Here is a 15,717-nt window from a genome sequence, read left to right on the forward strand (position 1 = left end):
TGAGTCCTCGACATCGGCCTGCGCGGCTTCCTGCCCGCCTCCCTCGTCGAGATGCGTCGCGTCCGCGATCTCCAGCCCTACCTCGGCCGCGAGATCGAGGCGCAGCTCATCGAGCTCGACAAGAACCGCAACACCGTGGGCCTGTCCCGTCGCGCGTGGCTCGAGCAGACCCAGTCCGCGGTCCGCACGAACTTCCTCCACACCCTGGCCAAGGGCCAGGTCCGCACGGGCAACGTCTCCTCGATCGTCAACTTCGGCGCCTTCGTCGATCTCGGCGGCGTCGACGGCCTCGTGCACGTCTCCGAGCTCTCCTGGAAGCACATCGACCACCCCTCCGAGGTCGTCGAGGTCGGACAGGAAGTCACCGTCGAGGTCCTCGACGTCGACATGGACCGCGAGCGCGTCTCCCTCTCGCTCAAGGCGACCCAGGAGGATCCGTGGCAGGCCTTCGCGCGCACCCATGCGATCGGCCAGGTCGTGCCGGGCAAGGTCACCAAGCTCGTCCCCTTCGGCGCCTTCGTGCGCGTCGAGGACGGCATCGAGGGCCTCGTCCACATCTCCGAGCTCGCCCAGCGCCACGTCGACCTGCCCGACCAGGTCGTCAAGGTCGGCGATGACGCCTTCGTCAAGGTCATCGACATCGATCTCGAGCGCCGCCGCATCTCCCTGTCGCTCAAGCAGGCGAACGAGGGCGTGGATCCGAGCTCCGAGGAGTTCGATCCCTCGCTCTACGGCATGGCCGCCGAGTACGACGAGAACGGCAACTACAAGTACCCCGAGGGCTTCGATCCGGAGACCCAGGAGTGGATGGAGGGCTACGAGGCTCAGCGCGAAGCCTGGGAGGCCCAGTACGCCGAGGCCCAGGCCCGTTGGGAGGCCCACAAGGCCCAGGTCCTCAAGGCTCAGGAGGAGGATGTCGAGGCGGTTCCCTCCGTCGAAGAGCAGGCCTCCTACTCCACCCCCGTGGACTCCTCCGGCACTCTCGCCTCGGATGAGGCCCTCGCGGCCCTCCGTGAAAAGCTGACGAACAACAACTGAGTCCGATCCGGGTTCGTCCCGCTTCGCTCACTCAGGGGCGCGCCCCGCGAAGAGATTCGCGGGGCGCGCCCCTTTGCGGGAGGATGGGGGAATGAGCCCGCATGATCTCGACTCCGCGCCGCGCTCCCTTGAGGAGGGCGGGGCGAGGGCCCGCCTGCTGCGCCCCTTCGATCGCCCGCGCGCAAGGGCGCTGAGGATCGGCCTGACCGGGGGCATCGGCTCGGGGAAGAGCACGGTCTCCTCGGCCTTGGAGGGGATCGGCGCTACGGTGGCCGACGCCGACCGCATCGCGCGCGAGGTCGTCGAACGGGGGAGTGAGGGCCTTCAGCGGCTCATCGACCGCTTCGGCGAGGACATCCTCCTCGCTTCCGGAGGGCTCGATCGCGCCGCCCTCGCGGCGATCATCTTCGCCGATCGCGATGCCCGGGAGGAGGTCGAGGCCATCTTGCATCCGCTCATCGCCGATCGCGCCGCCGCGATCCTCGCACGGGCGCCCGAAGACGGACTCGCGGTCTACGACGTCCCCCTCCTCGTGGAAGCCGGACTCGCCGGGCGATTCGACGCGATCCTCGTCGTCGAGGCCCCCGTGGAGCTCAGGCTCGAACGCCTCGAGGTCCGCGGGACCCCCCGTGACGAAGCCCTGAGCCGCATGTCCGCCCAATCCTCCGATGACGATCGACGGGCCCTCGCCCATATCCTCGTCGAGAATTCCGGAACCCGTGAGGACGCGATCGGCCTCGTCGAGGCGATCGATCGCTCCTGGCTGCGGCCCGCAAGGCCCCTGGCGGGCGAGCGGGCCCGGAAGCGTCTACGGTGAAGCCGTGAACGAACGGACGATCCTGCGCCAGGAGCACCCCTTCGAGGTGATCTCCGAGTACACGCCCTCGGGCGATCAACCCGCGGCCATCGCCGAACTCGCCCGCAGGCTCAACGACGGCGAGCAGGACATCGTCCTCATGGGCGCGACGGGCACGGGCAAGTCGGCGACCACCGCATGGCTCATCGAACGGGTTCAGCGCCCCGCCCTCGTCATCGAGCCGAACAAGACCCTCGCCGCCCAGCTCGCCGCTGAATTCCGCGAACTCCTGCCGAACAACGCGGTCGAGTACTTCGTCTCCTACTACGACTACTACCAGCCCGAGGCCTACATCCCGCAGACGGACACCTACATCGAGAAGGACTCCTCGATCAACGACGAGGTCGAGCGTTTGCGCCACAGCGCGACGAACAACCTACTGACGAGACGGGACACCGTCGTCGTCGCCTCCGTCTCGTGCATCTACGGCCTGGGCACGCCCGAGGAGTACGTCGCCCGCATGGTCGAGCTCGAGCGCGGCATGCGAATCGATCGGGATGAGATGCTCCGCGCCTTCGTGAACATGCAGTACGTCCGCAACGACATCGCCTTCACCCGCGGCACCTTCCGGGTCCGCGGGGACACGATCGAGATCATCCCCGTCTACGAGGAGCTCGCGATCCGCATCGAGATGTTCGGCGACGAGATCGACGCCCTCGCCGTCCTCCACCCGCTCACCGGCGATGTCATCTCCGAGGTCGATCACGTCTACCTCTTCCCCGCGTCCCACTACGTCGCGGGCGAGGAGCGGATGAAACGGGCGATCGCCTCGATCGAGGCCGAACTCGCCGAGCGCCTCGCATGGTTCGAGTCCCAGGGCAAGCTCCTCGAAGCGCAGCGCCTGCGCATGCGCACGACCTACGACCTCGAAATGCTCCGTGAGATCGGCTCCTGCGCGGGAGTCGAGAACTACTCCCGCCACATCGACGGCCGCGAGCAGGGGACGCCGCCGCACACGCTCCTCGACTACTTCGCCGACGACTTCGTCCTCATCATCGACGAGTCCCATGTCACCGTCCCGCAGATCGGCGCGATGTTCGAGGGCGACATGTCGCGCAAGCGCACTCTCGTCGATCATGGATTCCGGCTGCCCTCCGCGATGGACAACCGGCCCCTGAAATGGGACGAGTTCGTCGAGCGGATCGGCCAGACCGTCTACCTCTCGGCGACGCCGGGGGATTACGAGCTCGAGCGCTCCGACGGCGTCGTCGAGCAGATCATCCGCCCGACCGGACTGGTCGATCCGAAGATCGTGGTCAAACCGACGAAGGGGCAGATCGACGACCTCCTCGAGGAGGTGCGGGTCCGCGTCGACAAGGACGAGCGCGTCCTCGTCACCACCTTGACGAAGAAGATGGCCGAGGACCTCACGACCTACCTCGCTCAGCGCGGCGTCCGCGTCGAATACCTCCACTCCGACGTCGACACGCTGCGGCGCGTCGAGCTCCTGCGCGAGCTGCGCATGGGCAAGTTCGACGTCCTCGTCGGCATCAATCTCCTGCGCGAGGGCCTCGACCTGCCCGAGGTCTCGCTCGTGTCGATCCTCGACGCCGACAAGGAGGGCTTCCTCCGTTCGACCCGTTCGCTCATCCAGACGATCGGGCGCGCCGCCCGCAACGTCTCCGGCGAGGTCCACATGTACGCCGATCGGATCACCGACTCGATGGAGGCGGCGATCTCGGAGACCGAGCGCCGCCGCGCCAAGCAGATCGCCTACAACGAGGAGCGCGGCATCGACCCCAAGCCACTGCGCAAGAAGATCGCGGATGTCACCGACATGCTCGCCCGCGAGCAGATCGACACCGAAGAACTCCTCGAAGGGGGCTACCGCAAGGAGCGCAGCGCATCGGCCCGCGCTTCGGCGACGGCGCGAGGCGCGGCGGGCGCCGAGGGCGAACTCGTCGCCCTCATCGAGGACCTCTCGGAGCAGATGATGACGGCGGCGGGCGAGCTCCAATTCGAGGTCGCGGCCAGACTGCGCGATGAGATCAAGGACCTCAAGAAGGAGCTGCGCCAGATGCGGGCGGCCAACTGAAGGAGGCGGGAACGTGAGGAATTCCGCCGTGCACAGGCGGGTCCGAAAGGCGCTTCGGGCCTGCTCGGGGGTAGAATGATCCCCGAGGGGAGTAATCCCAAGAAGTGCTGGTTCGTCACCACGGCGTTGGAGACGAGCAATGCTCGGACCAGCCGCCCATTCGGGTGGGAAGAGACCTCATCCGATCGCTCGTACCTCTAAGGGGTTCCCACACCGTGCATGTTCACGCCCTCGGCTGGTTCGGTCTGGCCGTCGTTATTCTCGCGCTCATCACCGTCGATATCGTCGGTCACGTTCGGAAGCCGCACGCCCCCACGCTCAAAGAGGCTACCTGGTGGTCGCTCGGCTACGTGCTCCTGGGCCTCGGATTCGGCCTCATCATCTGGCTCGTCTACGGCGCCCAGTACGCCGGCGAATACTACGCGGGCTTCCTCACCGAGAAGGCCCTGTCGCTCGACAACCTCTTCGTGTTCATCATCATCATGACCTCGTTCAGGGTGCCGAGGAACTTCCAGCAGAAGGCGCTCCTCTCGGGGATCATCATCGCCCTCGTCCTGCGCCTGGTCTTCATCCTCATCGGTGCTGCGCTCATCGAGCGCTTCACCTGGGTCTTCTTCATCTTCGGCGCATGGCTGCTGTGGACCGCGCTCTCCCAGGCGCGCGAGGGCGTCGGCGGCGAAGAGGAATCCGAGGACGAGTACCGCGAGAACTCCTTCGTCAGGATGATGCGGCGCGTCTTCCCCGTCACCGACGGCTTCATGGGGCAGAAGTTCCTCCACCGGCACGGCGGCCGGACCTACCTCACCCCGATGCTGCTCGTGGTCTTCGCCCTCGGCACCGCGGACCTCATGTTCGCCTTCGACTCGATCCCCGCGATCTTCGGCCTGACGCGCGAGCCGTACATCGTGTTCGCCGCCAACGCCTTCGCCCTGCTCGGCCTGCGTCAGCTCTACTTCCTCATCGACGGACTGCTCGAGAGGCTCATCTACCTCCACTTCGGACTGGCCGCGATCCTCGGATTCATCGGCACGAAGCTCATTTTGCACGCGATGCACGAGAACACCCTGCCCTTCCTCAACGGGGGCGAGGGGATGCACTGGGCGCCCGAGATCGGAATCGTCCCCTCGCTCGTCTTCATCCTCGTCACGATCGCGCTGACAGTCGCGGCTTCCCTCATCGGCTCGAAGGTGAAGGCGAAGAAGAAGCAGGTGGAGCCTGCGCGCGACTGATCCGCTGCGGGCCGATGGAGACGAACACGTGGACAAACTCATCGATATACAGCAGGGGCTGACGGCCGCCGACGTCCGCGAGCGCATTGCTCGGGGCGAGGTGAACACGACGACCTCGAAGACCTCCCGCTCCCTGGGATCGATCATCCGCGAGAACGTCTTCACGGCGTTCAACGCGATCCTGGCGACCGCGGCCGTCCTCATCCTCGTGTTCGGCCACGTTCAGGACGCCGTCTTCGCCGGAGTCATGATCTTCAACGCGGTCATCGGCATCACGTCCGAGATCAGGGCGAAACGCACCCTCGACTCCCTCGCGATCGTGGATGCGCCGCGCGCGCGGGTCCGCCGCGACGGGAGCGTCGTCGAGGTCCCGGCTTCGCAGGTCGTCCTCGACGAGGTGATCCTCATCGAGCTCGGCGACCAGATCTGCGCCGATGGGATCGTCGCTGCCTCCGGGGGACTGGAGGTCGACGAGTCCCTCCTCACCGGAGAATCCGAGCCCGTCAAGAAGCAGGAGGGCGACCCCCTCCTCGCCGGCACCTCGGTCGTGTCGGGATCGGCGACCATGCGGGCGACGACCGTCGGCGATCGCGTCTACGCCCAGGACCTCGCCCGCAGGGCGCGGGTCTATTCACCGACCGTTTCACAGATCCAGACGAGCATCGACCGCGTGCTCAAGGTGATCTCGGCGCTCCTGCTGCCGATGATCGCCCTCACCATCTGGTCGCAGACGCGAATCGCCGAGGGCGCGGACTGGTCGGGCGCGATCGTCCTGGCGGTGGCGAGCGTCGTGGGCATGATCCCGCAGGGACTCGTCCTGCTCACCTCGATGAACTTCGCCATCGGATCGGCGACTCTGGCGAGGCGCGGGGTGCTGGTCCAGGAGCTGCCCGCGGTCGAGGTGCTCGCACGCGTCGACGCCCTGTGCACGGACAAGACGGGGACCCTCACGACCGGGCGGATCGCGGTGCGCGAGCTCGGCCTCTTCGACGAGGCCCCCGAAGAGGCCGGAGCGGCTCTGGCCGCGCTCGCCGCGCTCTCGTCGAATGAGACCTCGCGAGCGATCGCGCGCGCCCTCGAACAGGATCTCCCCGCCCTCGAGGCCGAGTGGAGCGTCCCCTTCTCCTCGGCCCGCAAGTGGGCCGCGATCGGGACCGAGTCGGCGAGCTGGTACCTGGGCGCCCCCGAGATCCTGCTGCCCGACGGCGCGTCCGCTGAGCTGTGCAGGAGGATCGACTCCGAAGCCTCTTCGGGCCGACGCGTGGTCGTGCTCGTGGCGGCCGCGCCCTCGGCCCCTGCGCAGGATCTTCCCCCGCAGCGGCGCCCCCTCGGCCTGGTGATCCTCGAGGAGGAGCTCCGCTCGGATGCCGCCGAGACGATGGCCTACTTCGAGGAGCAGGGGATCCGCCTGAGGGTCATCTCGGGCGACAACGCCCTGACGGTGGGCGCTCTGGCGCGAAGGGCCGGCCTCCACCGTCCCGACGGCGGGGAACTGCGCGTCGTCGATGCGCGCGAGCTCCCCGACGATCACCTCTCGGACGAGTTCGCGGATGCCGTCGAGGGGGCCGATGTCTTCGGCCGCGTCACGCCCGAGCAGAAACGGGCGATGGTCCAGGCGCTTCAGGCGCGGGGCCGCTGCGTCGCGATGACCGGCGACGGCGTCAACGACGCCCTGGCGCTCAAGGACGCCGATCTCGGCATCGCGATGGGGGAGGGCGCACGGGCGACGAAGGCCGTCGCTCAGATCGTCCTCGTCGATTCGCGCTTCTCCGTCCTCCCCGGAGTGCTGGCCGAGGGGCGCCGGATCATCGCGAACATGGAGCGCGTGGCCGCCCTGTTCCTCTCCAAGACGGTCTACGCCGCGATCACGGTCATCGCGATCGCGATCGCCGCGGCTCCCTATCCCTTCCTGCCCAGGCACTTCACCTACATCGGGGCCTTCACGATCGGGATCCCCGCCTTCGCCCTCGCCCTGGCGCCCAATGCGAGGCGGTACGTTCCGGGATTCCTCCCCCGCATCCTCTCGCTGGCGGTGCCCGCGGGCGTCGGCCTGGCCGTGGCCTCGCTGAGCGCCTATCACCTCGTGGGGGTCGGCACGGTCGAGGGCCGCACCGCTGCGACCCTCGCGCTCATGATCGGTGCGCTGTGGCTGCTCTCCATCACGGCCCGGCCCCTGGTGGGCTGGAGGATCCTCCTCCTCGCGGCGATGGGGGCGATGGCCGCGCTCGGCGTCCTCGTGCCGGTGACGCGGGAGTTCTTCGCCCTCGCCGTGCCGACGCCCGGGCAGTGGGCGGTGATCCTCGTCGCCGGTGTCCTCGCGGGTGCGGCGATCGAGGCCGCCTACCGGATGCTCAACCGTCGTCTCGTGAAACGGGCGGAGGAGGCCGGAAGGGCCTGAAGGACGGTTCGAGGAGCGGCGTCAGAACCGCGAGATCACCGGATTCCACGGATGGATGGAACGGCTGATGATGACTCCGCAGACCTTGAAGGGATCCGCGTCGAGCAGCTCCGCGACGGCCTGAGCGGAATCCGCCTCGAAGATGAGGAGGGCGTTCGGGCCATCGCCGCTCAGCGGGCCCGAAGCGACATTCGCGCCCCGCTCCTTGAGATCGGCCAAGAAGGCGCGGTGGCGCGGGCGGACCTCATCGGCGAGCTCGGACTTCGAAGGATCGTACTCGTAGAACACAGCGAAATGGGCCATGGCCCAACGATAGGACGCAAGGCGCGCCCGAGGCGCCCGAATCGCCGGATCAAGGCGCCGGACGGCTCAGGAGATCGGGAACTCCGTGTCGAAACCGTCTGCCGCCATGCCGATGGTGGGGACCCATTCGCGGATCCGCTTGGAGAGGATGAATCCGTTCGTCTCGAAAGGATCCTCCGCCAGGATCTCCTCGACCCGCTGGGCGGAGGAGGCCGAGAGGATGATGAGCGCATCGTTGGAGCGGCCGTCGCGGAGGAATCCGGAGGCGACGAGCCGACCGCTTCCATGCAGGCGGCGCAGGAACTCGCGATGCGCCGGGCGGAAGGTCTGGATGAGGGAATCCAGCGTGTGGTCGTAGGTGTATTCGATCACGTAAAGGCTCATTCGCCCATCATGCCAGTGATCGCACGCCGTCCGCGATGGAACACATGTACGACGGGCGGGCGCTCGCCCGGGTAGAATCGCGGTGTGCATGACTCACTCATCATCTCCGGCGCCCGCGAGCACAACCTCAAGGACGTGAAGCTCGAACTCCCCCGCGATGCGATGATCGTCTTCACGGGCCTATCGGGGTCCGGCAAGTCCTCCTTGGCCTTCGACACGATCTTCGCCGAGGGCCAGCGGCGCTACGTCGAGTCCCTGTCGTCCTATGCGCGTCAGTTCCTCGGGCAGATGGACAAGCCCGATGTCGACTTCATCGAGGGGCTCTCGCCGGCCGTCTCGATCGATCAGAAGTCGACCTCGCGCAATCCGCGCTCGACCGTCGGCACGATCACGGAGATCCACGATTACCTCCGCCTCCTCTACGCGCGCGCGGGCACGGCGCACTGCCCGGTCTGCGGTGCGCGCATCCAGGCCCAGACGCCCCAGCAGATCGTGGACCGGGTGCGCGCGATGGAGGAGGGCACGCGCTTCCAGGTGCTCTCGCCCGTCGTGCGCGGTCGCAAGGGCGAGTACCAGGACCTCATCGATGAGCTGCGCTCTTCGGGCTTCACCCGGGCGATCATCGACGGCGAGGCCGTCCGGCTCGAGAACGCGCCGGTCCTGGAGAAGAAGCTCAAGCACACGATCGAGGTCGTCGTCGACCGCCTGGTGGTGCGCTCGGGGATGCGTCAGCGCCTGACCGATTCGATCGAGACGGCGCTGCGCCTATCCGACGGGCTGGTCGTGATCGACGCGGTGGATCTCGCCGAGGACGATCCGGAACGGCGCAGGCGCTATTCGGAGAAGCGCGCCTGCCCGAATGATCACCCCCTCGCCCTCGAGGAGATCGAGCCGAGGACCTTCTCCTTCAACGCGCCCTACGGGGCGTGCCCGGACTGCACCGGCCTGGGAACCCGTCTGGAAGTGGATCCGGATCTCGTGGTTCCCGATGAGGAGCTCAGCCTGGCCGAGGGCGCGGTGATCCCCTGGAACTCGAATTTCACCTACCACAAGCGCCTTCTCACCTCCTTGGCGGGTGAACTGGGGTTCTCGATGTCGACGCCGTGGAAGGATCTCGCGCCCGAGGCGAGGGAGGCGATCCTCTTCGGCCGCGATTACGAGGTGAAGGTGAAGTTCCGCAACCGCTGGGGGCGCGAGCGCTCCTACACGACGGGCTTCGAGGGCGCGGTGTCCTACATCGAGCGCAAGCGCCAGGAGACCGAATCGGAATGGGTGACTGAGAAGCTCGACGCCTTCATGCGGGAGATCCCCTGCCCGGTGTGCAAGGGAGCGCGCCTGCGCCCCGAGGTCCTGGCGGTGACGGTGGGGGGACTGTCGATCGCCGAACTGTCCGATCTGTCGATCACCGAGGCCAGGGCCCACATCGAGGATCTCGATCTCGAGGCCCGCGCCGCGGCGATCGCCGCCCCGATCCTCCAGGAGATCAAGGCCCGCCTCGACTTCCTCATCGACGTCGGCCTGACCTACCTGACGCTCTCCCGGGCCGCGGGCACGCTCTCGGGCGGGGAGGCTCAGCGCATCCGCCTGGCGACGCAGATCGGTTCGGGGCTCGTCGGCGTGCTCTACGTCCTCGACGAGCCCTCGATCGGCCTGCACCAGCGGGACAACCGGCGCCTCATCGATACGCTCAAGCGCCTGCGCGACCTCGGCAACACCCTCATCGTCGTCGAGCACGACGAGGAGACGATGGAGGCGGCGGATTGGATCGTCGACATCGGGCCGGGAGCGGGGGAGGCCGGCGGCTGGGTGGTCCATTCGGGCACTCTCGCCGAGCTCAAGGAGAACACGCGCTCGATCACGGGCGATTACCTCTCCGGGCGCAGGGCCATCCGCACGCCGAAGGAGCGCCGTCCCGTCGATCCCGAGCGGATCCTCACCGTCAAGGGCGCCAAGGAGCACAATCTCCACGATGTGACGGTGGATTTCCCCCTCGGGTGCTTCGTCGCGGTGACCGGCGTATCGGGTTCGGGCAAGTCGACCCTCGTCAATTCGATCCTCTACCGCTCGTTGGCCTCGAGGCTCAACGGGGCCCGGCTCGTCCCCGGCCGTCACCGTTCGATCGCGGGCGTCGAGCACCTCGACAAGGTCGTCCATGTCGACCAGTCGCCGATCGGGCGGACCCCGCGGTCTAATCCGGCGACCTATACGGGCGTGTGGGACGCGATCCGCAAGCTCTTCGCCGAGACCCCCGAGGCGAAGGTGCGCGGATACGGTCCGGGGCGCTTCTCCTTCAATGTGAAGGGCGGTCGTTGCGAGGCCTGCAAGGGCGACGGCACCTTGCGCATCGAGATGAACTTCCTGCCGGACGTCTACGTCCCCTGCGAGGTCTGCCACGGGGCCCGCTACAACCGGGAGACCCTGGAGATCCTGTACAAGGGCAAGTCGGTCGCCGACGTCCTCGATATGCCGGTCGCCGAGGCGGCCGAGTTCTTCGCGCCGATCAGCCGGATCGCCCGCCACCTCAATACGCTCGTCGAGGTCGGCCTGGGTTACGTGCGTCTCGGCCAGTCGGCGACGACCCTGTCGGGCGGCGAGGCGCAGCGCGTGAAACTCGCCTCCGAGCTTCAGCGCCGCTCCACGGGACGGACCGTGTACGTGCTCGACGAGCCGACGACCGGCCTGCACTCCGAGGACATCCGCAAGCTCCTGCTGGTCCTCCAGTCGCTGGTCGACAAGGGGAACACGGTGATCGTCATCGAGCACAACCTGGATGTCGTCAAGTCCGCGGACTGGATCATCGACATGGGCCCCGAGGGCGGGGCGGGCGGCGGACTCGTCGTCGCCGAGGGCGCTCCGGAGTCGGTCGCGGCCGTCCCGGGTTCGTACACCGGGCGCTTCCTCGCCGAGATCCTGAAGAAGGACCCGGTCGAGACGGGCGCCTGACCGAGGGAACGAGGAACGAGGGGGCGGGGCTTTAGAGCTTCACTTCCGTGGTCCGCATGTGGATCTCGTCGAGGTTCGTCGAGAGGGGCAGATCGACGGCCATGCGGATCGCGGCTGCGACGTCCTCGGCCCGCATGTGCTCTTCTGCGCGGTAGGGCCGCCCGGCCTGCATCTGCATGCGGACCTGCATCTCGGTGTCGATCCGACCGGGGTGGACGGAGACGACCCGTATGCGTCCGCGTTCGGACTCGCGCAGGCACTCGGTGAAGGAGCGCAGCGCCCATTTGGAGACCGTGTAGGCGGCGTCCTCGGGGTAGATGCGCACGCCCGCCCCCGAATTCACCATGACGGCGGTGCCCCTGGACTCCCTGAGCGCGGGGAGGCACAGGCGCGTGAGATCGGCGACGGCGATGAGGTTCGTCTCGAGGATCTCGCGCCACTGGACTCGGTCGGTGTCCTCGATGCGGGCCTTCCAGCCGATGCCCGCGTTGTTGACGAGGACGTCGAGGCCTCCGCTTCGGGCCAGGGCGCCGCAGAGCGCCCGTGCGGTCGCGTCCTCATCGGTGAGATCGGCGATGAGGCCGAGCGCGTCGTCGTATTCGGCGCAGGCCTTCGTGACGGCCTCTTCGGACCTTCCCCCGATGATGAGGCGGTGCGTGGGCGCCAATGCGCGTGCGATGGCGCTTCCGAGGCCGCGCGTGGCTCCCGTGACGAGGGCGACGGGGCGATCGGGCATCAGTGCTCCTTCGTGCCGTCCGCGTAGAGGGCGTCCACTTCGTAGCTGAAGTCGCGCAGGACCGCGCGGCGCTTCAGTTTGAGCGACGGGGTGAGGTATCCGTTCTCCACGGTGAAGGCGGCGTTGACGATCCTGTAGCGGCGGATCGACTCCGCCCGTGAGACCTTCTCGTTCGCGCGGGCGATCGCCCGATCGAGGGACTGGCGGACGATCGGCAGCTCCGCGGCGCTGGCCGGATCGGTGGCCTCGAGGCCCTTGGAGGCGAGCCACAGGGGGAGCATCTCGGGATCGAGGGTGATGAGGGCGCCGATGTAGGGCCTACCGTCGCCGACGACGACGACGGTGGAGATGAGCGGATGCGTCTGGAGGGAGTCCTCGAGCACTTCGGGCGAGACGTTCTTGCCCCCGGCGGTGATGATGAGCTCCTTCTTGCGCCCGGTGATGCGCAGGTGCCCCGACTCGTCGATGGAGCCCAGATCACCGGAATGGAACCATCCGTCGTTGAAGGCGGACGCGGTCTCCTCGGGGAGGTTGTGATAGCCGCGGGTGACGCAGACGCCCTTGAGGAGGATCTCCCCGTCCTCGGCGATGCGGATCGTGTTGCCGGGCCAGGGGAAGCCGACGGAGTCCGGCGGGAAGTCGGAGGGCCACTCGACCGCGATGGGGCCCGTCGTCTCCGAGAGGCCGTATCCCTGGAGGAGGGTGATTCCCAGGCCGCGGTAGAAGTGCGCGAGGTCCGCGGCGAGGGGCGCGCCTCCGCAGATGATGGTCTTGAGGTTCGGGCCGAGGACGGATTTCACCTGGCGGAGGACGAGGGCGTCGGCGAGCTTCAGCTTCGTCTTCAGGGCGAGGCTCGGCCCGGGCGAGGGGTGCAGCGAGGGATCGTGAACGGCGGAGGTGTCGGTGATGGGCGCGTCGACGCCGGGCGCCTTTTCGATTTCGGGCGGAGCTGCGTAGGCGGAGGCCTTCGATGCGGCCTTCGCCTGCGCCGCGGCCCAGGAGAAGAGCGAGGCCTTGACGCCCTTGCCTGCCTTCGCGGTCGCCGAGTTGTAGACCTTCTCGAGCACCCTGGGGACGACGAGGAGGAGCGTCGGCTTGAAGCTGCGGATATCGGAGACGAGGTTGTGCGTGTTCGGGGCGAAGGCCACTCGGCCCCGTCCGGACATGAGGGCGTACATCACGAAGCGCGCGAGGGAGTGGGCGAGGGGGAGGAAGAGGAGGGTCCGGCTCTTCGGGGAGGCGATGAGGTCGGGGAGGAAGTCGTAGGCCTGGATGAAGGACTCGATGAAATTGGCGTGCCTGAGCTCGATGCCCTTGGGCAGGCCCGTCGTGCCGGAGGTGTAGATGATCGTCGCGACGTCGTCGATGCGGACCTTCGCGCCGCGCGCGCGGACCTCCTCGACCGGGATGGTGCGCGCGGCCGCTGCGATCTCCCTCTCCGCTCCCCGGTCGAGGGAGAGGATGCGGATCGAATCCGCTGCGACGGTGCGGACGAGATCGGCCTGCTGGCTCGTGGCCGTCAGGACGAGGCAGACCCGCGCGTCCTTGAGGATGTGATCGATCTGCTGGGCGGAGTCGGTCTCGTAGATGGGGACCGTGATCGCCCCGCAGCTCAGCGCCGCGTAGTCGAGCAGCGCCCAGTGGAAGGAGGTCGGTGCGAGGATCGCCACGCGGTCGCCGGGGCCGATGCCCATGCCGATGAGCCCGCGCGCGGTGTCGTCGATGCGCCGGACGAATTCATCGATGCTCATGGGCAGCCATTGGCCGACCGCTCCGCGGATCTCGATGGCGATCTCGCCGGGGTGCTCCTCGAGGCGCTTGCGGAGCATGCCCGGCAGGGTCCAGCCGGGATCGGCCTCGCGGGTCGCGGGGTTCTCCCAGGTGTTGGCATCGATTCGACGGAGTGTCATCGCTTCTTCAGGCTCCTCTTCTGCTTGTCCCCTTCGGAGTACAGGGCGTCCACTTCGTGGGCCCAGTCGGCGAGCACGCGCGACCTCTTGAGCTTCATCGAGGGGGTCATGTATCCATTCTCCACCGTGAAGGTCGCATCGATGATCCTGAAGCGCCGAATGGACTCGGCTCGGGACACCTTCTTGTTGGCGCGGGCGATCGCGCGTTCGAGGGATTCGAGGACTCTGGGGTGCTCGGCTGCGTTTCCGGCCTCGGCGGGGTTGATCCCGTGCGTGGCGAACCACGAGGGCGCCATGTCGTGGTCGAGGGCGATGAGCGCTCCGATGTAGGGGCGGGCTTCGCCGACGACGATGACGGATGCGATGAGGGGGTGGGTTGCGAGCGATTCCTCGAGGACCTCGGGAGACACGTTCTTCCCGCCGGCGGTGACGATGAGCTCCTTCTTGCGGCCGGTGATGCGCAGTCCGTGCTTGCGGTCGATCGTCCCGAGGTCACCGGTCCTGAACCATCCGCGGTCGAGGACGCGGGCGGTCTCTTCGGGCAGGCCGTGATAGCCGCGCATCACGGAGACGCCCTTGACGAGGATCTCACCGTCCTTCGCGATCTTGATCGCGTTGCCCGGCAGGACCGGCCCGACGTACCCCGAGGCGCGGTCGTTCGGGAGCTGGACCGTGATGGGCCCGGTGGATTCGGACAGGCCGTAGCCCTGGAGCAGGGTGAGGCCCATGCCCGAGAAGAACTGGGCGAGATCGGGGGACAGGGGGGCGCCTCCCGAGACGATGTAGCGGAGCTCGGGGCCGAGGAGGGCGCGGATCTTCTTGAGGACGAGCGCGTCGGCGACGCTGCGGCCGATCTTCTTGGCGGGGGAGGGGCCGAGCAGTGATTCCTGCGCGACGGCGTAGGCCCTCGAACGCTTGGCCGACCATGCGAAGATCCTGCCCTTGATGCCGCCGCCCGCTTTGGCGAGCGCGGCGTTGTAGACCTTCTCGAGGACACGCGGGACGACGAGGAGGACGCTCGGCTTGAATGCCGCGATGTCGGGCAGCAGGTTCTTGATGTCGGGTGAGAATCCGATCACTCCCCGGCCGGAGATGACCAGGTGCATGACGAATCGCGCGAGGACGTGGGCGACGGGGAGGAAGAGGAGGAGCCGGGTCGAGGGCGAGTCGATGATGTCTCCGAGGACTTGCCTCGTGGCGTAGGCGGTTCCGACGAAGTTCTGATGGGTGAGGACGACTCCCTTGGGTAGGCCGGTGGTGCCCGAGGTGTAGATGATCGTCGCGATGTCCTCGGCGCGCACTCCGCGCCGACGGATGTCGAGTTCGCGGGCGCTCACGCCCTTCCCCGCGGCTGCGACGTCGAGGAGCGCGCCGGACTCGAAGGAGTGGATGCTGAGGACGGAGTCGTTCGACACGGATTCGACGAGTGCCGCCTGCTGGGAGTTCTGGGTGAAGACGCGGGTGATGGAGGCGTCGGACAGGATGTGGGCGATCTGCGCCGCCGAATCGGATTCGTAGACGGGGACCGAGATCGCGCCGATGGAGAGCAGGGCGAGGTCGAGGAGCATCCATTCGTAGGAGGTCGCCGAGAGGATGGCGACCGGGTCGCCGTGGGCGATCCCCATTGCGATCAGGCCGCGCGCCGTCTCGTCGACCGAGGCCTGGAGCGCTTCGGCGGTGATCGGCCGCGTCGATCCGACCGGTGTGCGCTGTTCGACGACGACGTGGTGGGGATGCTTGCGGGCGCGCTCGAGGAGGAAGGAGGCGATGGTGTCGCCGGGATCGACGCGGAACCTGGGCTCGGTGGAATAGGAGCCGTCGCGGTGCTTCTTCATGTGCCCTCTTCTCCGGATTCATTAGTTCAAGATTTGGACTACCTGTGCTG

General features: G+C 67.6%; 10 protein-coding genes and 1 pseudogene. 6 read left to right on the plus strand and 5 right to left on the minus strand.

Annotation, left to right across the window (positions count from 1 at the left end; genetic code table 11):
• From ACQY7V_RS06630 to ACQY7V_RS06650, 5 genes and pseudogenes are all read left to right on the plus strand, one after another.
• A pseudogene (locus ACQY7V_RS06630) lies at positions 1-1,038 on the plus strand (S1 RNA-binding domain-containing protein); the annotation flags it as partial.
• 91 nt (positions 1,039-1,129) lie between these two features.
• Complete coding sequence (coaE, locus tag ACQY7V_RS06635) at positions 1,130-1,855, plus strand: dephospho-CoA kinase (RefSeq protein WP_303778161.1); 726 nt, start codon at positions 1,130-1,132, stop codon at positions 1,853-1,855.
• Between the two features lie 19 nt (positions 1,856-1,874).
• A complete protein-coding gene (gene uvrB, locus ACQY7V_RS06640; protein WP_407822789.1) occupies positions 1,875-3,929 on the plus strand; it encodes an excinuclease ABC subunit UvrB in 2,055 nt (684 codons plus the stop codon).
• A gap of 215 nt (positions 3,930-4,144) precedes the next feature.
• Entirely contained in the window at positions 4,145-5,158 is a 1,014-nt protein-coding gene (locus tag ACQY7V_RS06645; protein WP_235360941.1) for a TerC/Alx family metal homeostasis membrane protein, read from the plus strand.
• Positions 5,159-5,186: 28 nt separating this feature from the next.
• Positions 5,187-7,556 (plus strand): HAD-IC family P-type ATPase, encoded by a 2,370-nt coding sequence (locus tag ACQY7V_RS06650; RefSeq protein ID WP_320836390.1) that lies wholly within the window; start codon positions 5,187-5,189, stop codon positions 7,554-7,556.
• A 21-nt stretch (positions 7,557-7,577) separates the two neighbouring features.
• Here the strand turns inward: ACQY7V_RS06650 and ACQY7V_RS06655 are convergent, their stop codons facing one another.
• Complete coding sequence (locus tag ACQY7V_RS06655; RefSeq protein WP_154477555.1) at positions 7,578-7,859, minus strand: YciI family protein; 282 nt, start codon at positions 7,857-7,859, stop codon at positions 7,578-7,580.
• Between the two features lie 66 nt (positions 7,860-7,925).
• Positions 7,926-8,243 carry a YciI family protein gene (locus ACQY7V_RS06660; RefSeq protein ID WP_195838708.1) on the minus strand — a complete coding sequence of 106 codons (318 nt, stop codon included), beginning with the start codon at positions 8,241-8,243 and terminating at the stop codon, positions 7,926-7,928.
• An 84-nt stretch (positions 8,244-8,327) separates the two neighbouring features.
• Here ACQY7V_RS06660 and uvrA point away from each other — a divergent pair, with 84 nt between their 5' ends.
• The gene (gene uvrA / locus ACQY7V_RS06665; RefSeq protein WP_320836391.1) at positions 8,328-11,186 is read left to right on the plus strand and encodes an excinuclease ABC subunit UvrA; all 2,859 of its coding nucleotides are present in this window, start codon (positions 8,328-8,330) and stop codon (positions 11,184-11,186) included.
• A 31-nt stretch (positions 11,187-11,217) separates the two neighbouring features.
• Here the strand turns inward: uvrA and ACQY7V_RS06670 are convergent, their stop codons facing one another.
• The 3 genes from ACQY7V_RS06670 to ACQY7V_RS06680 are packed head-to-tail and all read right to left on the minus strand — an operon-like array spanning position 11,218 to position 15,667.
• Entirely contained in the window at positions 11,218-11,922 is a 705-nt protein-coding gene (locus ACQY7V_RS06670) for an SDR family oxidoreductase (RefSeq protein ID WP_320836392.1), read from the minus strand.
• Complete coding sequence (locus ACQY7V_RS06675) at positions 11,922-13,832, minus strand: AMP-dependent synthetase/ligase (RefSeq protein WP_320836393.1); 1,911 nt, start codon at positions 13,830-13,832, stop codon at positions 11,922-11,924. Before ACQY7V_RS06675 ends, ACQY7V_RS06670 begins: the two co-directional genes overlap by 1 nt.
• Complete coding sequence (locus ACQY7V_RS06680) at positions 13,829-15,667, minus strand: AMP-dependent synthetase/ligase (protein ID WP_320836394.1); 1,839 nt, start codon at positions 15,665-15,667, stop codon at positions 13,829-13,831. The genes ACQY7V_RS06675 and ACQY7V_RS06680 overlap by 4 nt, the downstream gene beginning before the upstream one ends.
• Positions 15,668-15,717 lie beyond the last annotated feature (50 nt).

Source organism: Schaalia sp. (assembly GCF_050312375.1).
GTDB lineage: Bacteria > Actinomycetota > Actinomycetes > Actinomycetales > Actinomycetaceae > Pauljensenia > Pauljensenia hyovaginalis.

Excerpts from the sequence above, each read along its gene's own strand:
- coaE (WP_303778161.1), top strand. The coding sequence starts at position 1,130 with ATGAGCCCGCATGATCTCGACTCCGCGCCGCGCTCCCTTGAGGAGGGC.
- ACQY7V_RS06655 (WP_154477555.1), bottom strand. The coding sequence starts at position 7,859 with ATGGCCCATTTCGCTGTGTTCTACGAGTACGATCCTTCGAAGTCCGAG.
- ACQY7V_RS06660 (WP_195838708.1), bottom strand. The coding sequence starts at position 8,243 with ATGAGCCTTTACGTGATCGAATACACCTACGACCACACGCTGGATTCC.
- ACQY7V_RS06670 (WP_320836392.1), bottom strand. The coding sequence starts at position 11,922 with ATGCCCGATCGCCCCGTCGCCCTCGTCACGGGAGCCACGCGCGGCCTC.
- ACQY7V_RS06675 (WP_320836393.1), bottom strand. The coding sequence starts at position 13,832 with ATGACACTCCGTCGAATCGATGCCAACACCTGGGAGAACCCCGCGACC.
- ACQY7V_RS06680 (WP_320836394.1), bottom strand. The coding sequence starts at position 15,667 with ATGAAGAAGCACCGCGACGGCTCCTATTCCACCGAGCCCAGGTTCCGC.